Source organism: Leifsonia sp. P73, from assembly GCF_051059105.1.
Lineage (GTDB): Bacteria > Actinomycetota > Actinomycetes > Actinomycetales > Microbacteriaceae > Leifsonia.
Window position 1 is genome coordinate 2,507,443 of the sequence record NZ_CP194931.1, and the last position, 17,547, is coordinate 2,524,989.

A 17,547-nucleotide genomic window follows, 5' to 3' on the forward strand; every position below is an offset into this window, starting at 1 on the left:
GCCTGCGCCGAGCCCGCTGGGCGGAGTGGTTGCGGCCGTTGCGTCGGTGGCCCCTGCGGCCCCGGTTCCCGTTGCGGACGTGGCGGGGCAGGTCGTCCAGCCGGTGGCGAGCGACGTGCGGGAGGCGGCGGGCGCCGCGCCGGTGGAGGCCGTGGTGAGCCCCGTTGCCGACGCGGCTGATCGTGTGGTGGCGGCGCCGGTGGAGCTGGTGGCTCCTGTTGCTGCGACGCCCGCGTCGGGCGGCGGGGCCGCGACGGCGACCGCCTCCGGGGCATCTGCACAGGCCCCCGAGGCCCCTGCCTCCCCGGCTCCCGCCCCGCAGACCTCGTTGACGCTCGGCCTGGTGCGCACGCTCGCCGCGCCGCTCGCCCCGGTGACGTCGCTGCTCGCGAACCACCCCGTCGGCACGCTGACCGCGCCGATCGCGGCCGCCGCTGACGGCGTCCTCGCGGTCGTCGCGGGAGTCGTGGCGGACACCGTCCAGCCGCTTGCCGTCCCCGTCGGCGCTGCGCCCGCGGGCGAGCAGTCTGCCGCCCCGTCGGTCGACGTCCAGCCGGCCGTCGCTCGCGTGACTGCGGCGGGCACTGCGCGCGCCCCCGCTTCTTCGCACTCGCCGGCCTCCGCGCCGGCCTTCGGTGCGCCCTCCGCGCTACTCGCCGACGCCCCGCACGGCGACTCCGACGTGCCCGTGCCGGGGACTCCCTCGGGTGTGCTCGGCACGAGTGCGAGTGGTGTCCAGGCGGGCGGTCACGGCTCAGGAGTGGCCGCGCTCGGCGGAAGCGCCTCACCCGGGACCGCCCTGGGCGTCCGCGCCGGTATCCCCGCGGACGACGACCTCACGACTTCACCCGTCTTCGATCACGACATCAGCCCCGACTGAGTGGGTTCCTTCCGCCCTGCGCACATGCGCGGCGCGGACACGGAACCCGAACTCCCGACCGGGAGTCCGACACTCACTCGAAAGGCTGAACGATGAACAAGTACGTTTCCAGAGGGTTGTGGTTCACCCTCTGCGTCGGCGGGCTCTGGCTCGCCGGCACCGCGGCCGCGAACGCCGCGGAACCACCGACCACGACAGGATCCGGCGGCATCGCGTCCGGCGACCAGGCCGCGATCGGCGTCACGGCGCCGGTGACCGTCACCGGGAACGGGATCGCCGTGCTCGGCGACTCCACCGCCTCCGGCACGTCCGCCGCTCCGGCAGCGCCGGCGCCGACAACCGCCACCACCAGCGGACTCGGGTCCGTCGCCGGCGGCGACCAGGCCCTGCTCACCGTGCCCGTACCGGTCACGGTGTCCGGGAACGCGGTGAGTGCGGCGGGCGACGCGACCAGCGCCACCGCGCCGGCGGCCGCGGCACCTGCGCCCGCGGCTGCCGCGCCCGCGACGACCTCGGGATCGGATGGCGTGCTGGCCGGTGCTCAGGCGCCGGTCGCCGCGTCGGTTCCGGTGAACGCTTCCGGCAACTCGGTGGCGGTGCTGGGGGATGCGACGAGCGGAGGTTCGGGTGCTCCGGCGTCCGGCACCTCTGCTGCTCCCGCTTCGGGGCTGACCACCTCGGGTTCGGATGGTGTGGGCTCGGGTGCTCAGGCGCCGATCTCTGCGTCGGTTCCGGTGAACGCTACCGGCAACTCGGTGGCCGTGCTGGGCGACGCGAGCAGTGGCGGGACGGCTTCGAGCGTCCCGGCATCGTCACCTCCGGCGGCTTCGGGTCTGACCACCTCCGGCTCGGGTGGTGTGCTGTCGGGTGCTCAGGCGCCGGTCGCCGCTTCGGCTCCGGTGAACGCTTCCGGCAACTCGGTTGCGGTCCTGGGTGACGCGAGCAGTGGCGGGTCGTCCTCGTCCGCTCCGACGTCGGCTGGCGCTCCTTCGACCTCGGGTGCGACCACCTCGGGCGCGAACGGTGTGGGCTCGGGTGCGCAGGTTCCGGTGAACGCGACCGCTCCCGTGACCGCTTCCGGCAACTCGGTGGCGGTCCTGGGTGACGCCGCCACCACCGGCGCCGCGAGCATGCCCGCGGCGGGCGCTCCGGCCCCGGCCGCGTCGGGTCTGACGACCTCGGGTGCGGGCGGTGTCCTCTCCGGCGCCGGCAGCATCCTCGGCGGTGGTCAGGCGCCGATCGGTGTCGCGCTTCCGATCGCAGTGGGCGCCGACGCCATCGCTGTCGGCGGGAGCGCGACGACCGGTGCCGTGACCACTCCGGTCGCGTCCGGTACGACGATCACGGGGACGGGTCAGGCCGGCGGTACCGCAGCGCTCGGAGCCACGACCGGGACCCTGACCGACCCGGCCATGGTGGCCACCACCGCTGTGGGCGCAACCGCGCTGGGCGAAACCGCGCTGGGCTCGTCCATGCTGGGCGAAACCTCGCTCGGCTCCACCGGACCGACGGCCTCCATGCTGGCGTCCACCGGTTCGGACGCCCTGGCCTTCGGGTCGATCGCCGCACTGCTGGCGATGCTCGGAACCGTGCTGCTCTTCGGAGCCGCGAACAGGGAGCGCCGCCACCGCACGCGGTGACGACGCGCACCACGCGACGGGGCTGGGTCGGTCGGAGGACCGGCCCGGCCCATCGCCGTGCGTCCGCCCCCGCTCAGAACCCGATCGGGCGCCCCGGCGTCAGCGGCGCCTCGCTCGCGGTGAACATCTCCCCGCGGTTGTACTCGGCCTCCCGCCGTTCGACCTCCGCGATCAGGGCCTTGTTCAGCATCTCGGACCAGCTGCTGTCCCTCTCCTCGAAGGAGGTCGAGCGGTAGGCCGCGCGGGCGCGGTTGCGCAGCGTCTCGGACAGGTAGAACGTGACCGTCGTCTTCCTGGCTGTGGTCAAGGTGTCGGCGACGGCGGTCGGCCTGTCGGGCGTCTCCGTCGGACGCTCATCCGCGAGCGGGGGCTCCGCCCGCACGTCCGGGATGGCCTGGATGGCCGGGGAGAGGTCTTGAAGAGTCACGAACGCACCTCGCAAAATACCGCATGTGTCATCTACCGGCAACATACTACGTGATGATGCCGCAGGAGACCAGAGAGGGACCGAAAAGCCGCCTCAGCGCGACAGGCGCTCGACGATCGCGCCGAAGAGCTGCGGCCGCGCCGTCGCGGTCGACACGATCCGCGGACGGAACGGCGACCGGGCGGCGACCACCAGCCCGGTCGTCAGCATCCGGAAGTCCCGCGTCGTCGCCCGCCACGCCCGCTCGTACTGCTCGGTGTTCCCCGCCCGCACCGCGGCGACGGCGGCGCGCGCCTGCGCGAACCCCACCCGCATCCCCTCGCCGGTGAGCGCGTCGACGTACCCGGAGGCGTCCCCGGCCAGCAGCACGCGGCCCGCCGCCCGGGAGCGCGAGCGCTGCAGGAGCGGTCCGGCGCCGCGCGCGTCCGACACCGGCTCCGCACCCGCCAGGCGGCCGGCGAGCTCCGGGATCGCGGCGATCGCCGCCTCCTGGTCGAGCGGGCGCGGGCCGAGCACGGCGACGCCGACAGTGCGGTCGTCCACGGGTGTCACGTAGGCCTCCACGAGGGGGACCAGTGCACCTCGACCAGGTCGGTCCACGGCGCGACTCCGTAGTGCCGGCGCAGCCCGTACCGCCGGCGGACGGGGTGCTGCGCGCGCCCCTCCAGCCCGAGCAGCCGCCGGACGGGGGAGTGGAGGCCGTCCGCGGCGATCACCCACGGGGCGTCGATCGTCTCCCCGGCGGCGAGGCTCAGCTCCACGCCGTCCCTGCGCTGCGCCAGCGCGGCCACGCGTCCGCGGACGACCGGCGTCCCCAGTTCGGCGGCGCGGCGCGCCAGCTCGCGGTGCAGCACCGTGCGGCGGACGCCGCGTCCGGGCCGCTCGGCGAAGCGGTGCTCGACGCGTCGCGCGCCGTCCAGGTAGGCGATCCCGTCGAGCCGGTGGCCGGGCGGGTCGACCCCGATGCGGTGGAGGGCCGCGAGGGCGCCCGGCATGAGGCCCTCGCCGCAGGCCTTGTCTATCGGATCGTCGCGGGGCTCCACCACGACGACGTCCATGCCCGCCAGCCGGGCCTCGATGGCGCACGCCAGGCCGATCGGCCCGCCGCCGACCACGACGAGCTCGGCCGTCGTCATGCGGACGCGGAGGAGGCCGATGCGGCGGCGAGGGAGGCGAGCGCCCGGTTCTCGCACGGGAGCCGGAAGCCCAGCAGCAGCACCGCGTTCAGCGCGGTGAAGGCGAGAGCGGTGATCCACGCCGTATGCACGAGCGGGAGCGCGAACCCCTCCACGACGACGGCCACGTAGTTCGGGTGGTGCAGCCACCGGTACGGGCCGCGCTCGACCAGCGGGAGGCCGGGGACCACGATGACGCGCGTGTTCCAGCGCGGGCCGAGCGTCGCGATGCACCACCAGCGCAGCGCCTGGCTCGCCAGGACGAGCACGAGCATGGGCCAGCCGAGCCACGGCAGGAACGGCCGGTCGAGCAGCCAGACCTCCGCCAGGCAGGCGAGCAGGAGGCCGGTGTGGAGGGCGACCATCGGCGGGAAGTGCGCTCGACCGTACTCGACGCCGCCGCGGGCGAACGACCAGCGGGCGTTCCGCGCGGAGACCACGAGCTCGGCGATCCGCTCGGCGCCGGTGGCGAGGATGAGGACGGTGTACCAGATCACGCGGCCGAGCCGATCGTGCGCGAGGCGGTGTCCGCTGCCTCCGTCCCCGCCGCCCACCGCAGCAGCACCAGCTCGCTGGTCACGCCGGGCCCGAGCGCGAAGAGCAGCCCGACCGTCCCGGCCGGATGGGCGTCCAACTGCTCGGCCAGCACGTGCAGCACCGCCGCCGACGACAGGTTGCCGACGCGCGCCAGCGACCGCCAGCTCGCCTCCAGGGCGTCCGCCGGCAGGTCGAGCGAGCGGGCGAAGGCCTCCAGCACCTTCGGGCCGCCGGGATGCGCGGCCCAGGCGCTGACGTCCGACACCTCCAGATCGTGCTCGGCGAGGAGGCCGCGGGCGTCGCCGGCGAAGTTGCGATCGATCACGTCCGGCACCCCGGCGCTCAGGACGATGCGGAAGCCTGTGCCGCCGATGTCCCAGCCGATCACGTCCTCGGTGTCCGGGTAGATGCGGCTGCGCGTGTCCACGATCTCCGGGCCGGGGAGGCCGAGCTCGCGGGCACGGTCGTCGCCCGCCATCACGACCGCCGCGGCGCCGTCCCCGAAGAGCCCGCTCGCGACGATGTTGGCCATCGAGTCGTCGCGCGCCTGCACGGTCAGCGAGCACAGCTCCACTGAGAGCAGCACCGCGATCTCGCCGGGATGCCCGGCCAGGTAGTCGTGCACGCGGGCGATCCCGGCCGCGCCGGCGACGCAGCCGAGCCCGAAGCTCGGCAGCCGCTTGACGTCGGGACGCATCCCGAGCCGCTGCACGAGCTGGGCGTCGATGGAAGGGGCGGCGATCCCGGTGACGGAGGTGAAGAGCATGTAGTCGACGTCGGTGGCGCGCAGGCCCGCGGTCGCGAGGGCCTGGGTCACGGCGCGCTCGGCGAGCGTGGTGCCCTCGGCGATGAAGAAGTCGTTGGACTCCCGGAACGACGCGAGCGAGCTGTACCGCTCGAGCGGCATCACGAGGCTCCGCGTCTCGACCCCGCTGGCGGCGTGGATGCGCCGCATGACGGCCTGCCGCGCCGGGTCGCTGGTGATCATCGCCAGGAGCGCGGCGGTGATCTCGCCCTGGCTGTAGCTGCGGGCGGGCAGCACGGGCGCCACGGCGACGATACGGCTCACATGCGAAACGTACCACCGGGGTGGTTCCCGGGAGTGAGGTCGCGGTGAACTGTCAGACCGGTTCGGCTGGGTGCGCGGTCGCAGTCCTATTTCAGGTTGTCGAGTTCGGCCCTGACGAGCTTCTGGTAGTGCTCGGCCTGCTCGACCAGCGCTTTCATTTCTTGGGTGGAGATTGAGGCTTCGATTGTGCGTTGGACCCAGTCGAGGTCGTCGCCCCAGTAGTAGGCGCTGGGTTTGGAGAGATCGCTCATGGGATAGCTTGCTTTGGGTGCGTCGTAGCCGCCGCCCACCATGATTGTGAAGGATGCGATCTTCCCGCCCTTGATCGTGCCGAGGTGCGTGAGGAACGCAACGTCTGTTGCAACCGATTGCATTCCATGCTCGGTGAGGGTGTATTTGACACCAGCGTCTTCAATGACGACCCGAGGATTTTCGTCGCAGTGAGCATTGATGCCTTCTAACCCCAGACGCGAAGTCACTTGTTCGCAGTGCTTCTCCAATCCTCGAAGGTAAGGCCCGTATTCTAGATCCGATAGGCCACACGATGCCAAGAGGCTGATGGTTGCCACCCCTGTCGCTGCGGCCAACAGAGTCGTCGTGAAGCGACGCCAACGTCTGGTTTTCATCTCGGCAGCTCGCCTTGCAAGAAGCCCCGGGTCTATCCTCATCGCAGGTTGTCGAGCTCGGTCCTTACGAGCTGCTGGTAGTGCTCGGCCTGTTCGACGAGCGCCTTCATTTCCTGCGTGGAGATTGACGCTTCGATCGTGCGTTGCACCCAGTCGAGATCATCACCCCAGTAGAACGCACGAGGAGCCGACATGTTTCGCATATCATACTTTGCCTTGGGGGCATCGTAACCGCCGCCAACCATCACCGTTATGACTGTCACCTTTACGTGGAATGCGGTGGCGACAATCCTGATGGAGGCAACGTCGGTTTCGATCTGCTCGATCCCGTCGTCGCTGAAGGAGTACGCGACACCGGCGTCGTCTATGGTGGCCCAACGATGTTTGTCGCAGTGAGCGCTGATACCTTCTGGCGCCAGGAGAGAAGTCACGCGTTCGCAGTGCTCCTCCAAGCCGAGAAGGTGTGGCTTCCTGTAATCGGGGTCGGATAGTCCACACGATGCCAGGATGCTGACGGTCACCGTCCCCGCGGCTGCGGTGAGAAGAGCCAACGCGATCCGACGCTGCGCTCCGTGTTTCATCTGGACAGCTCTTCTTTCAAGAAGCTCAGGTATGCTTCGAGGCCGCCATTCTTGAGTTCTTCGTACTTTTCGAGTTCTCCGGTGAGGGCGTCCAAGTCAAGTTCGTACGTCGCTGCAAATGCCATCTGAGTGCGTAGGTGGTCGTTCATCACTTCGTCTCCGAGGTTGTACGACTCCACCTCTTTCGTCAGCACGCTCCTGAGTTGGTCGAAGTCTCCGCCACCCAGCGAGTCGATGAGTTCTTGGGCTCTGTTGGTGTCTCCGCTGGCGAGTTCGCTGTTGTAGTTGCTCATCGCTTGCAGCACGGTGGCACCGGGGTTCAGGGAGCGTCGGTGGATGTTGATCATGTCGGTGTCGGACTGCATATCGTCGCGGCCGAATCGAGTCGAGGTGACGTCGCCCTTGTAGCTTGAGAATTCGTCGAGCTGCCCGGCCAGCAGGAGGTCCATGATCCCTGCAGGGGTTACTCCGCGAGGCGCGGTGAAGATCGCCAGGCCGACCATCTCGTGCGCGAAGTCTTTGCTGCCAGAGCTGCTCGCTTCGGCGTGCTGGCGATTGAGTGCTGCGACCAACGCGTTCATGTCTTTCGCGGTGAGACCCAGACCGGCGAAGTACTCTCGTGCGTGCTCCAGTGAAGCGGTCCCCGCTGTGAGCGTCCACCGCGTCGCGCGATAGCTGTCGCAGAGCGATGCCATCATCGCGAGGAATTCGTGCTCATCGGAATGCTCACCCGACCGGAGGTACAGGCGTTCGGCGAGGAGGATCGCTGCGGCCTCTTCCTTGGTGAAGCCGTACAGCTCCATGAGCGTCTCGATCGAGCTTTCGCGGGTGGTTACCTCCGCACCGTTCAACTGCCGAATCAGGGCCAGGTTCACGCCGTTCGTGTAATACGTTCCGTCCGCTTCGACCGCCACTTTGTTCAACTCGATCGCAGCCCGCGTCGCGAGCTGCAGGACCTGCACGCTGTCGGAGAAGTAGTTCGACACGTCCGCGACGAACCATTCGAGTTTCTCGATCTTGGTCTTGTGGTCGCGGATGGTGTGCTCCAGGCGCTCCGCGAGTCGCTCGAGCGCCTGGTTCTGCAGATGGAGGAGGGCAGCTCGCCGGTGAAGAAGGCCTGGACCTGGGTGAAGAACTCCCTGTTCCGTTCGAGCTGGTCCTCGGTGAGACGGAGCTGTTCTTCCGCGCTCGCCAAGGCTGCCCGCAGATGGTCCAGATCAAGATCGCCGTGCTCCGCCACGACGGAATGCGCGTGCTCGTAGGACCTGAGCTCGGCTTGAATGTCGTCGATGGCCTCTCCCAGTTTCCCGATGGCGGGAAGGATCAGTTCGCTGAACAGCCCACGCCCGGCCGTGTAGGCGGCGCCTTGCAACACGCCGGTGTCGAGATGGGAAATCAGATGCTGCGACCCGGCCCTTAATCGATCGATGATCGTGTTCGCGATCGAGACGTTGTTGCGCATCGCGCTGATGAGGTTGCTCGAATCGTCGACGCCGAACTTCACTCCCATGGCAACGCATTCCTCTCGCGAATCAGGCGCTCGCGCTCATCGTCGAGAGACATCCTCACCTGTGTGCTCGTCCACGCCAGCTCTTCCACCGACTCTTGGACGTACCGATCGACGTGAAAGAGCAACTCGTGCTGGGCTTCGTGCTCCTGTCGCGCGGTGCCGCTGGAGTGCGGGTCGCGAGCGAGCGCGGACTCCAATCGGCGGGTCACCGAGTGAAACTGCTGCCGGAACTGCTCCAACGACCGTTCATACGCGTCCCGGAGCTCGGAAAACTCGTCCTCTCGCCGCTCGACATGCGCGATTTCGGCGCTGAGTCGGAAGCGTTCGTTCGCGCTCCTGTCCGCACTCACTCGGCACCCTCCCACCGCTCGGCGTCGGCGAGGTCACGCTTTTCGATGCTGCGGGCGAGTTCGGGGAACTTGTTCGCCTGCCCCAACACAGCGGAACAGAATTGCGTGATCGTCTGGAACAGCTGATTCGTGACGTCACGGCCGGCGTCCATCCCGGAGATCCCGTTGGTCCCACCGAAGCTGACCTGCTGATCCGCGTGACCGGAGGTGTTGATTCCGAGCAACTCGTGGACGGTGGCATCGGCGTCGACAACGCTCGAACTGACTTTCCCAGACGACATGAGCCCCCACCGCTGCGTTGACCGAGCGTGGTTGCCGCTCGTGATTGTCAAATCTTACATGTCTCAGGTGCAGTTTCAATGCGCGCATGACTAATGAACGAACGCCCATGCGCGCCCGCCCGCTACGCTCACCTTCATGCGCGCCTTCCTGATCCTGCACGGCTGGGACAACTTCCGGCCTCCCGGGCACTGGCAGTACGAACTCGCCGCGGCGCTCCACGAGCGTGGCGAGCGCGTCGCCTACCCGCAGCTCCCGGACGCCGCGCAGCCGGACCTGAACGCGTGGCGGGAGGCCGCGGCGGCGGCCCTCGCGGAGGCGGCGGAGGGCGGAGCGCGGGTGACCGTGATCGCCCACAGCTTGAGTGCGATGCTCTGGCTCGGCGCACGGCCGGACGACACGGAGGCCGGGTCATCCGTCGAGCGCGTCCTCCTCGTGGCGCCGCCGTCGCCCGGCTACCTGCGCGCGAACCCGGAGGTCGCCGCGTTCGCCGCCCTCGAACCGTCCCGCCCTGCGGCCGAGACGCGCATCGTCGCGTCCGACGCGGACCCGTGCAACCCGGAGGGGGCGGCCGCCGTCTTCGCCGGACCGCTCGGCCTCCCGCTCTCGATCATCCCGGGCGGCGGGCACCTCACGCCCGCGTCCGGATACGGGACGTGGCCGTCGGTTCTCGACTGGTGTCTCGATCCGACGGCCACGATCGTCCCGCGTTAGGCGGCGACGGCGGAACGCTCAGCGCCCGGCGCCGCGCACGACCTCCACCAGCGGCTCGAACAGCGCCTCGCCCCGCTGCACGCCCATGACGTCGTCCACGATGTCCTCCGGGTCGGCGCGCTGGAGGAGCTGCTGCAGCTCCATGCTCTGCGTGTCCTCCGGCACATCGAAGCGCAGCGCGGCGCCGATCGCGGCGAGCAGCGCCTCCGGGATGCCGCCGACGTACTGCACGTAGTCGGCGGCCGGGCCCACGAACCTGTCGTTGCGGCCGAGCTTGCGCAGCGGCTCGCGGCCGACGCGGGTCACCTCGTCCACCAGGTACGGGTTGCGGAAGCGGTTCAGGATCTTCGCGCGGTAGGCGGCCAGCTCCTCCGGGTCGAGCCCGTGCTTGGCGCTGAGCGCGGCCGACGTCTCCGTCAGCGCGGCCTCCGTCGCCGCGAGCACCGACGGGATGCCGATCGCCTCGCTGATGATCGTCGCGCCCGCCAGGAAGCCGGTGTAGGCGACGGTGGCGTGCCCGGTGTTGACCGTGAACAGCTTGCGCTCGATGTACGGACCCAGCGAGTCGACGAAGTGCGCGCCGGGGATCGGCGGCACGTTCCCGTTGAACGGGCTGCGGTCCACGACCCACTCGTAGAAGGTCTCCACCGTCACGTCGATGCCCGCGTCCGGCGCCTGGGCCGGCACGATCCGGTCGACGGCCGTGTTCGCGAAGACTGCGCGGGTGGCCAGCTCGTCGCGGGTGTCGTCGTCGGGGAGGCCGTCCATCAGCTCGGCCGCGAGGAGGTCGGTGGCGCCGATGGCGTTCTCGCAGGCCATCACCGCGAGACGGGGGGCGTCGGAGGCCCGGGCGGCGAGCCCGCGCGCGATCACCGGCGCGACGAAGCGCAGGATGCGCGGGCCGACGGCGGTGGTCACCACGTCCGCGGTCGCGATCTCCGCGACCAGCGCGTCCTCCGCGGTGGCGCTGTTGATCGCCCGGAAGCCGGTCACGGTCTTGGTCTCCGCGTCGTCCCCGACGAGGTGGACCTCGTACGAGTCCGCCGCGTCGAGCGCGTCGATCAGCTCGGCGTTGACGTCCGCGAACACCACCTCGTACCCGGCCTCGTGGAGCAGGAGCCCCACGAAGCCGCGCCCGATGTTGCCCGCGCCGAAGTGGACGGCTTTCATGCGAGCCCCCGTCTCAGTCGTTGACGTCGCCGAGCAGCGCGAACAGGGCGTCCGCGTCCGGCGCGTCGATGAGCTGCTGCACGTCGTCCTCCTCCGAGAAGAGGATGGCGATCTTGCTCAGGATGTCGAGGTGCTCGTTGTTCCTGCCGGCGATGCCCACGACGAACCGCACCTCCTCGCCGCCCCAGTCGAGCGGCGAGGAGTAGCGGATGAAGGAGAGCGCCGAACGCACGATCTCGTCCTTGGACTCGTTGGTGCCGTGCGGGATGGCCAGGCCGTTCCCCATGAAGGTGGAGACGGTGGCCTCGCGCTGCGCCATCGAGTCGACGTAACCCGGCTGCACGGCGCCCGCCCTGACGAGCAGCTCACCCGCCTCCCGGATCGCGTCCTCCCGCGTGGTCGCGGTGCCCGCGGCCACGACGTTCGCCCGGTCGAGAATCGTGTCGGTCATTTGGTGGCGTCCTCCGTAACGGTCTGCTGCTTCGCGACGAGGTCGACGACCTCGTCGTACTTGGGGCTGTTCATGAAGTTGTCGACGGACACGTGGAGCGAGTCCGGCGACTGACCCTTGGCCCGGTCGGTGAGCTCGCGCTGCGTGATCACCAGGTCGGCCGTGCCGTCGAGGTTGCTGATGGCCTGGTTCGTCACCGTGACCCCCTCCACGCCGGCCTTCTTGATCTTGTTCCGCAGCACGGACGCGCCCATCGCGGACGAGCCCATCCCAGCGTCGCATGCGAAGACGATGTTGCGCACCAGTCGTTCGGTGGCGTCGCCCTGCGCGTCGCCGGTGTCGTGCTCGCCCTCCTGGACCAGGCCCTCCAGGATCGAGGACTCCTTGCCCTTGTTGGCCTCGGTCTGCGCGACCGCGGCGTGCAGGTCGCCCGCGTTGCCGCTGGCGAGGTCGCGCTTGCGGCTGGCCCGCAGGATGATCGAGGCGACCACGAACGAGACCGTCGCGGCGCCGATCACCGAGAGCGTGACGCCCACGATGCTGTTGGCCGGCGACTGGATCAGCACGGCGATGATGGATCCGGGCGAGGCCGGAGCGCGCAGGCCCGAGTTGAAGGTCACGTTGATCGCGATGCCGGTCATGCCGCCGAGGATCGCCGCGATGACGATCATCGGCTTCATCAGTACATACGGGAAGTAGATCTCGTGGATGCCGCCGACGAACTGGATCAGCGCGGCTCCCGGGGCGCTCGCCTTGGCGATGCCGAGGCCGAAGATCGAGTACGCGATCAGGATGCCGAAGCCGGGGCCGGGGTTGGCCTCCAGCAGGAACAGGATCGACTTGCCCTGCTGCTGCGCCTGCTCGATGCCGAGCGGGGTGAGCACGCCGTGGTTGATGGCGTTGTTGAGGAACAGCACCTTGCCCGGCTCGATCAGGAGGCTCGCGAACGGCAGCAGGTGCGCCGTGACCAGCCAGTTGACCGCGTTGCTCAGGACGGAGCTCAGCCACTCGACGAGCGGCGCGATCCCGAAGAAGGCGCCGATCGACAAAAGCATTCCGACGATGCCGGCGGAGAAGTTGTTGACCAGCATCTCGAAGCCGGCTTTGATCTTCCCCTCCCAGATCCGGTCGACGTGCTTCATGACCCAGGCGCCGAGCGGGCCCATGATCATGGCGCCGATGAACATCGGGATGTTGGAGCCGACGATGACACCCATCGTGGCGATGGCGCCGACCACGCCGCCGCGGACGCCGTAGACCATGCGGCCTCCGGTGTTCGCGATCAGCAGCGGCAGCAGGTACGTGATCATCGGGCCGACGAGGCCCACGTACTGCTGGAAGGTGTGGCCGCTCGGGTCCTGAGCGAGCACGGTGGCCGCGCCGCTCCACCCGATCTTGGCCTGATCGCCGAAGCCGCCCAGGATTCCGCTGATCGCCCAGCCGGTGTTCTGAAGCCAGCCGGTGGCGATGAAGAGGGCCGTGATGAACCCCCAGGCGATGAACGCCGGGATGTTCGGCATGACCATGTTCGAGAGGAAGGTCCCGAAGCGCTGCACGTGGACGCGAGCGCTGCTGGGCTGCTTCGGCGTCGTCGCTGTCGCCGATGTCATGATGGTGCCTCGTTTCTGTGTCGGTCCTGCCTAGGCAGGTGGTTGGGCGAACCCGGCGGCCGTGGTTCGGACGGCCTCCCGGGCTTCGGCCGCGCCATCGGCGGCCAGTGCTGCCTCGGCCAGGGCTCTCGCCTGGTCGAGGGTGTAACGGGTGAGGGACAGCCGCACGTCGGCGAGGGCCGCGGGCGACATCGAGAGGGTGGTCGCGCCGAGTCCGACGAGAACCACCGCGAGCAGCGGGTCGGCTGCGGCCTCGCCGCAGATGCCGACCGGCTTGCCGTGCACTGCTCCGGCCGCGCCGACCTCGCCGACGAGGCGGAGGACGGCCGGGTGCCACGGGTCCTGGAAGCCGGCGACCGAGCCGAGGAGGCGGTCGGCGGCCATCGTGTACTGGGTGAGGTCGTTGGTGCCGATGGAGGCGAAGGAGGCCTCCCGCAGCACCCGGTCGGCCAGCAGCGCAGCGGACGGGACCTCGACCATGACGCCCACGGTCTTCAGCCCGAACTCGCCGGCCAGCTGCATGAAGTAGCGGGTCTCCTCGACCGTCGCGACCATCGGGGCCATCACCCACAGGTCGGCCTTCGTCTGCCTGTCGGCCTCGGCGAGGGCGGTGAGCTGTTCGCGGAGGATGTCCTCGTTGGCGCGCAGCGCCCGGATGCCACGCAGGCCCAGCGCCGGGTTGTCCTCGTGCGCGTCGTTGAGGAACTCCAGCGGCTTGTCCGCGCCCGCGTCGAGCACCCGCACGACGACCTTCTTGCCGGGGAACGCCTGCAGCAGCTTCACGTACTGCTCGCGCTGCTGCTCCACGGTCGGCGCCATCCGCGCGTCCAGGAAGAGGAACTCGGTGCGGAACAGGCCGACGCCCTCCGCCCCCGCGTCGACCGCCTTCTGCGCGCCGTCGGCCGAGCCGAGGTTGGCCAGCAGCGGGATCGCGGTGCCGTCGGCCAGTGCGCCGGGCTCCAGACCGCCGGAGAGGGCGGCCTCCCGCTCGGCGATGCGGCGGCGGGCGTCGTCGGACTGCGCCGCGCTCGGGGCGACGGACACGGTTCCGGCCCCGGCGTCGAGGATCACCTCGGTGCCGGCGGCCAAGTCGTCCGCTCCGGCGACGCCGACGATCGCGACGATCGCCTTCTCGCGGGCCAGGATCGCCGTGTGGGAGGTCGGGCCGCCCTCCCGGGTCACGAGACCGAGGACCTTGGTCAGGTCGAGCAGCGCCGTGTCGGCGGGCGCGAGGTCGCGGGCGACCAGGATGTACGGCTCGTCGGACTCCGGGACGCCCGGCGCGGGCCGGCCCTCCAACGCCGCGATCACCCGCTGGGCCACGTCGTCCAGGTCGGTCGCGCGCTCGCCCATGTAGCCGCCGAGGCCGATGAGCATGTCGCGGAACACGCCGAAGCCCTCGAACACCGCGCGCTCGGCGGTCGTGCCGCCGTCGATGCGGGACGCCACGTCGTCGGCGAGGGAGGAGTCTTCCGCCATCATCGACTGCGCCTCCAGCACGTCCGCCGCGGTGCCGGTGACGCGGCCCGCGCGCTCGCGCAGGTCGGCGGCCACGGTCGCGACGGCCTGCGCGACGCGGGCCTTCTCCTCCTCCGGGGTGCGGGTGCTCGGCGTCGTGTCCGGCTCCGGCAGCGGGTCCGACATGCGGAGCACGCGGCCGAGGGCGATGCCCTGGCCGATGCCGGCTCCGGTCAGCTGCGTCGTCGCTGCTGTCTGGTCTGTGGTCTCGGACATGATCAGGCGTCGTGGTCCGTGGTGAGGATCTCGGCGAGGTCGTCGAGGACGGCTTCGCCGTTGGTCGCGTCCGTCGTCAGCACGATCTTGTCGCCGTGGTCGATGCCCAGCGAGATGACGCCGAGGATGCTGCCGGCGTCGACCGTGCGGCCGCCCTCCTTCGACAGCGACACCTTCGCGCCCGAGGCGCCGACGGCCTCCACGAAGAGCTTGGCAGGACGGGCGTGCAGCCCGTGGGTCGATCCGACGGTGATGATCCGCTCAGCCATTGTTCCGGTCTCCTTCGTTGTCGATTGGCACGGTACGCCGCGGTTCCGCGGTGCCAGTGGCTCTCATCGTGCCCCGGCCTTCGCGTTGAGGGCCAGATCCAGCGCGAGCGCGCCGTCGAGCGCGGCAGGCGACACGGGAGGCAGGACGGCGACGGCGGTCCCGGTGGCGGCGGCACGGGCGCGCAGCCCGGGGACGGCGGCCTCCAGGTGCGCGCCGACGAGGACGACGTCCACCGCGGCGAGCGAGTCGAGCTGGCTCGCGCTGCCCGCGGCGACCTGCACGCTCATCCCACGGGCGGCCGCGGCGGTGCGCAGCTTCACGGCGACGAAGGTGCTGGAGGCGCCGGCGCCGCAGACAACCATGATCTTCATCGACCTCATGCCTTTCGGTGGTGCACGAACGGGTGAAACGGGTGGATCGGGTGGTCCGGTGGATCGTGACCATGCTCGTCCTGACGCCCGGGTGGGGGCCAGGAGGGTTTCTTCCTGGGGGTGCGGAAACAGCCGCTGGGACACCTCCGTCCGCGCCGTGGTCGTGATTGACTCGGAACCGGAAAGGTGGTCGCGTCGCATGGCGCTCTCGGCGAAGCAGACGAGGATGCTCGACATCCTGTCGCGTCGTGCTGCCTGGGTGACGGCCGCCGAGCTCGCGCACGACCTGGGCGTGACCTCCCGCAGCATCCGCAGCTACTCCGCCGCGCTCGGCGAGCTGGTCGAGTCGGGGCCGAACGGCTACCGCGTGAAGGGCGACGCCTACGCCGCCTACCTCGCCGACACGTCGGGCGCCTCCCCGACCGCCGGCTCGCCGCAGGAGCGCCTGGCCTTCCTCGCCCGACGGTTGCTGGACGAGCCGGAGGGGATCGACGTCTACGAGACGGCGGAGAGCCTCTTCGTGAGCGATTCGACCATCGAGGCGGACCTCACCCGCGTGCGCAGCCTCCTCGCCGACACCGAGCTGGAGCTGGATCGGCACGGTCCTGTCGCGCGGCTGAACGGGCCCGAGATCGCGCGGCGCAAGCTGATCAGCCGGCTGTTCCGGGACGAGATGCGGCAGGGCGTCGTGGACGTCTCGCGCATCCAGGAGGCGTTCGCGTCGAAGGGGCTGGCCGCGTTCAAGTCCGATCTGGTCGAGATGCTGGACGCGCGCGGGTTCTTCGTCAACGAGTACGGCATCAACGATGTGCTGCTGCACATGGCCGTCGCCCTCGACCGCGTCGCCAAGAACCGGGTGCTCCCCGCGGCCGGCGCGGCGGAGGCGGGGAGGCCCTGCGCGGGCTGGCGGACGACCTCGGCGGTCTGGTGCACACGCACTTCGACGTCGAGCTCGACCCGACCGAGCTGCGCTACCTCGCCATCCTGCTGCGCACCCGGGTCATCGCGCCGGGAGCGCGCGCGGACAGCGTGGCCGAGTTCGTCAGCGAGGCCGACCTGGAGATCGTGCGCGGGATCGTCGCGCGGGCCTCCACCGAGTACTTGGTCGACCTCCGCGACGAGGATTTCATCGTGCGGCTCACCCTGCACGTCCAGAACCTGGTGGCCAGGGCGCACGAGAACACGTACTCCCGCAACCCGCTCACGCGCTCCATCAAGAGCTCGTACCCGATGACCTACGAGCTGGCCGTCTACATCGCGAGCCGGCTGCAGGCGGCGGAGGGGATCGCGGTCAACGACGACGAGATCGCCTACATCGCGATGCACGTCGGCGCCTACCTGGAGCAGCAGTCGCGCCGCCGGGACGCCGTGCGCACCGCGGTCGTCTGCCCGAACTACTACGACATGCACATCCTGCTGCGCGAGAAGCTGGAGAGCGCGCTCGGCGACGAGCTGGACATCGTGAGCGTCATCACCTCCACCGACGCCGACTGGTCCGCGATCGACGCCGACCTCGTCCTGACGACGATCGACCCGCGCGGACGCCGGGAGAACACGGTCATCGTGCAGCCCTTCCTCACCGCGACCGATGTGGAGCACATCCGGCAGTCGGTCGCGCGCATCCGACGGCAGCGCCGCCGAGCCGGGATCAAGAACGAGCTGCTGGAGTACTTCGACGAGAGCCTGTTCCTGCGCAACTTCTACGCGCGCGACGCCATCACGATGATCCGCGCGCTCGGCGACAGGATGATCGCGGCGGACGCGATCGGCCGGGACTACGTGGAGCAGGCGGTCGAGCGCGAGCAGATGTCCTCCACGGCGTTCACCGACACCCTCGCGGTGCCGCACGCCATGACGATGAACGCCAAGCGGACGGCGATCGCGATCGTCGTCAACGACACCGCGATGGACTGGGGCGACGCACGGGTGAACGTGATCGCGTTCATCGCCTTCTCGGAGGGCGGCCGAGCCGCGTTCCAAACGGTCTTCGATCAGTTCGTCGACGTCTTCTCCGACCGGGAGGCCGTCCTCGGCCTCATCCGCCGCGCCGACACCTTCACGGCCTTCATCGACGAGCTCGTCCGTATCATCGACGCCTGACTACCCCCGAAACGTGAGTAGTCGCGGGAATCGAACGGTCGATTCCCGCGACT

Annotated in this window: 20 protein-coding genes and 1 pseudogene; 5 read left to right on the forward strand and 16 right to left on the reverse strand. The window is 69.9% G+C overall.

Features of this window, described 5'->3' with window-relative positions:
* Positions 1-79 precede the first annotated feature (79 nt).
* Both ACQ86L_RS12870 and ACQ86L_RS12875 read left to right on the forward strand, forming a co-directional pair.
* On the forward strand, positions 80-880 hold the full coding sequence (locus ACQ86L_RS12870) for a hypothetical protein (protein WP_434315747.1): 801 nt from the start codon (positions 80-82) through the stop codon (positions 878-880).
* A 92-nt stretch (positions 881-972) separates the two neighbouring features.
* Positions 973-2,520: a beta strand repeat-containing protein gene (locus ACQ86L_RS12875; RefSeq protein WP_434315748.1), complete on the forward strand. Its 1,548-nt coding sequence runs from the start codon at positions 973-975 to the stop codon at positions 2,518-2,520.
* Between the two features lie 73 nt (positions 2,521-2,593).
* On the opposite strand, the gene ACQ86L_RS12880 is transcribed toward ACQ86L_RS12875, so the two are convergent.
* From ACQ86L_RS12880 to ACQ86L_RS12925, 10 genes and pseudogenes are all read right to left on the reverse strand, one after another.
* Positions 2,594-2,947: a ParB family protein gene (locus ACQ86L_RS12880; protein WP_434315749.1), complete on the reverse strand. Its 354-nt coding sequence runs from the start codon at positions 2,945-2,947 to the stop codon at positions 2,594-2,596.
* 93 nt (positions 2,948-3,040) lie between these two features.
* Positions 3,041-4,083: pseudogene (locus ACQ86L_RS12885) on the reverse strand (NAD(P)/FAD-dependent oxidoreductase).
* The gene (locus ACQ86L_RS12890) at positions 4,080-4,619 is read right to left on the reverse strand and encodes an isoprenylcysteine carboxyl methyltransferase family protein (RefSeq protein ID WP_434315750.1); all 540 of its coding nucleotides are present in this window, start codon (positions 4,617-4,619) and stop codon (positions 4,080-4,082) included. Before ACQ86L_RS12890 ends, ACQ86L_RS12885 begins: the two are co-directional and overlap by 4 nt.
* On the reverse strand, positions 4,616-5,728 hold the full coding sequence (locus ACQ86L_RS12895; protein WP_434315751.1) for a type III polyketide synthase: 1,113 nt from the start codon (positions 5,726-5,728) through the stop codon (positions 4,616-4,618). The genes ACQ86L_RS12890 and ACQ86L_RS12895 overlap by 4 nt, the downstream gene beginning before the upstream one ends.
* An 86-nt stretch (positions 5,729-5,814) precedes the next feature.
* Positions 5,815-6,207 (reverse strand): hypothetical protein, encoded by a 393-nt coding sequence (locus ACQ86L_RS12900; protein WP_434315752.1) that lies wholly within the window; start codon positions 6,205-6,207, stop codon positions 5,815-5,817.
* Between the two features lie 185 nt (positions 6,208-6,392).
* On the reverse strand, positions 6,393-6,905 hold the full coding sequence (locus ACQ86L_RS12905; protein WP_434315753.1) for a hypothetical protein: 513 nt from the start codon (positions 6,903-6,905) through the stop codon (positions 6,393-6,395).
* Positions 6,906-6,931: 26 nt separating this feature from the next.
* A complete protein-coding gene (locus tag ACQ86L_RS12910) occupies positions 6,932-7,921 on the reverse strand; it encodes a hypothetical protein (protein ID WP_434315754.1) in 990 nt (329 codons plus the stop codon).
* A complete protein-coding gene (locus tag ACQ86L_RS12915; RefSeq protein WP_434315755.1) occupies positions 7,855-8,445 on the reverse strand; it encodes a hypothetical protein in 591 nt (196 codons plus the stop codon). The genes ACQ86L_RS12910 and ACQ86L_RS12915 overlap by 67 nt, the downstream gene beginning before the upstream one ends.
* Positions 8,436-8,795, reverse strand: a complete 360-nt coding sequence (locus ACQ86L_RS12920) for a hypothetical protein (RefSeq protein ID WP_434315756.1) — start codon at positions 8,793-8,795, stop codon at positions 8,436-8,438. Before ACQ86L_RS12920 ends, ACQ86L_RS12915 begins: the two co-directional genes overlap by 10 nt.
* Entirely contained in the window at positions 8,792-9,076 is a 285-nt protein-coding gene (locus tag ACQ86L_RS12925) for a hypothetical protein (RefSeq protein WP_434315757.1), read from the reverse strand. The genes ACQ86L_RS12920 and ACQ86L_RS12925 overlap by 4 nt, the downstream gene beginning before the upstream one ends.
* Before the next feature lie 136 nt (positions 9,077-9,212).
* On the opposite strand from ACQ86L_RS12925, the gene ACQ86L_RS12930 reads away from it, so the two are divergent.
* Positions 9,213-9,788: an RBBP9/YdeN family alpha/beta hydrolase gene (locus tag ACQ86L_RS12930; protein ID WP_434315758.1), complete on the forward strand. Its 576-nt coding sequence runs from the start codon at positions 9,213-9,215 to the stop codon at positions 9,786-9,788.
* Between the two features lie 18 nt (positions 9,789-9,806).
* Here the strand turns inward: ACQ86L_RS12930 and ACQ86L_RS12935 are convergent, their stop codons facing one another.
* The 6 genes from ACQ86L_RS12935 to ACQ86L_RS12960 form a co-directional block, all read right to left on the reverse strand.
* Positions 9,807-10,958, reverse strand: coding sequence for a mannitol-1-phosphate 5-dehydrogenase (locus tag ACQ86L_RS12935; RefSeq protein ID WP_434315759.1), 1,152 nt, complete (start codon positions 10,956-10,958; stop codon positions 9,807-9,809).
* 13 nt (positions 10,959-10,971) lie between these two features.
* Positions 10,972-11,409, reverse strand: coding sequence for a PTS sugar transporter subunit IIA (locus ACQ86L_RS12940; protein WP_369961651.1), 438 nt, complete (start codon positions 11,407-11,409; stop codon positions 10,972-10,974).
* Positions 11,406-13,019: a PTS mannitol transporter subunit IICB gene (locus tag ACQ86L_RS12945; protein ID WP_434315760.1), complete on the reverse strand. Its 1,614-nt coding sequence runs from the start codon at positions 13,017-13,019 to the stop codon at positions 11,406-11,408. Before ACQ86L_RS12945 ends, ACQ86L_RS12940 begins: the two co-directional genes overlap by 4 nt.
* Before the next feature lie 30 nt (positions 13,020-13,049).
* Positions 13,050-14,753 carry a phosphoenolpyruvate--protein phosphotransferase gene (gene ptsP / locus ACQ86L_RS12950; RefSeq protein WP_434315761.1) on the reverse strand — a complete coding sequence of 568 codons (1,704 nt, stop codon included), beginning with the start codon at positions 14,751-14,753 and terminating at the stop codon, positions 13,050-13,052.
* Between the two features lie 2 nt (positions 14,754-14,755).
* On the reverse strand, positions 14,756-15,022 hold the full coding sequence (locus tag ACQ86L_RS12955; RefSeq protein ID WP_345838673.1) for an HPr family phosphocarrier protein: 267 nt from the start codon (positions 15,020-15,022) through the stop codon (positions 14,756-14,758).
* Between the two features lie 63 nt (positions 15,023-15,085).
* A complete protein-coding gene (locus ACQ86L_RS12960) occupies positions 15,086-15,394 on the reverse strand; it encodes a PTS sugar transporter subunit IIB (RefSeq protein ID WP_434315762.1) in 309 nt (102 codons plus the stop codon).
* A 226-nt stretch (positions 15,395-15,620) separates the two neighbouring features.
* On the opposite strand from ACQ86L_RS12960, the gene ACQ86L_RS12965 reads away from it, so the two are divergent.
* Both ACQ86L_RS12965 and ACQ86L_RS12970 read left to right on the forward strand, forming a co-directional pair.
* A complete protein-coding gene (locus ACQ86L_RS12965) occupies positions 15,621-16,628 on the forward strand; it encodes a helix-turn-helix domain-containing protein (protein WP_434315763.1) in 1,008 nt (335 codons plus the stop codon).
* The gene (locus ACQ86L_RS12970) at positions 16,526-17,494 is read left to right on the forward strand and encodes a BglG family transcription antiterminator (RefSeq protein ID WP_434318889.1); all 969 of its coding nucleotides are present in this window, start codon (positions 16,526-16,528) and stop codon (positions 17,492-17,494) included. The genes ACQ86L_RS12965 and ACQ86L_RS12970 overlap by 103 nt, the downstream gene beginning before the upstream one ends.
* The last annotated feature ends 53 nt before the right edge of the window (positions 17,495-17,547 follow it).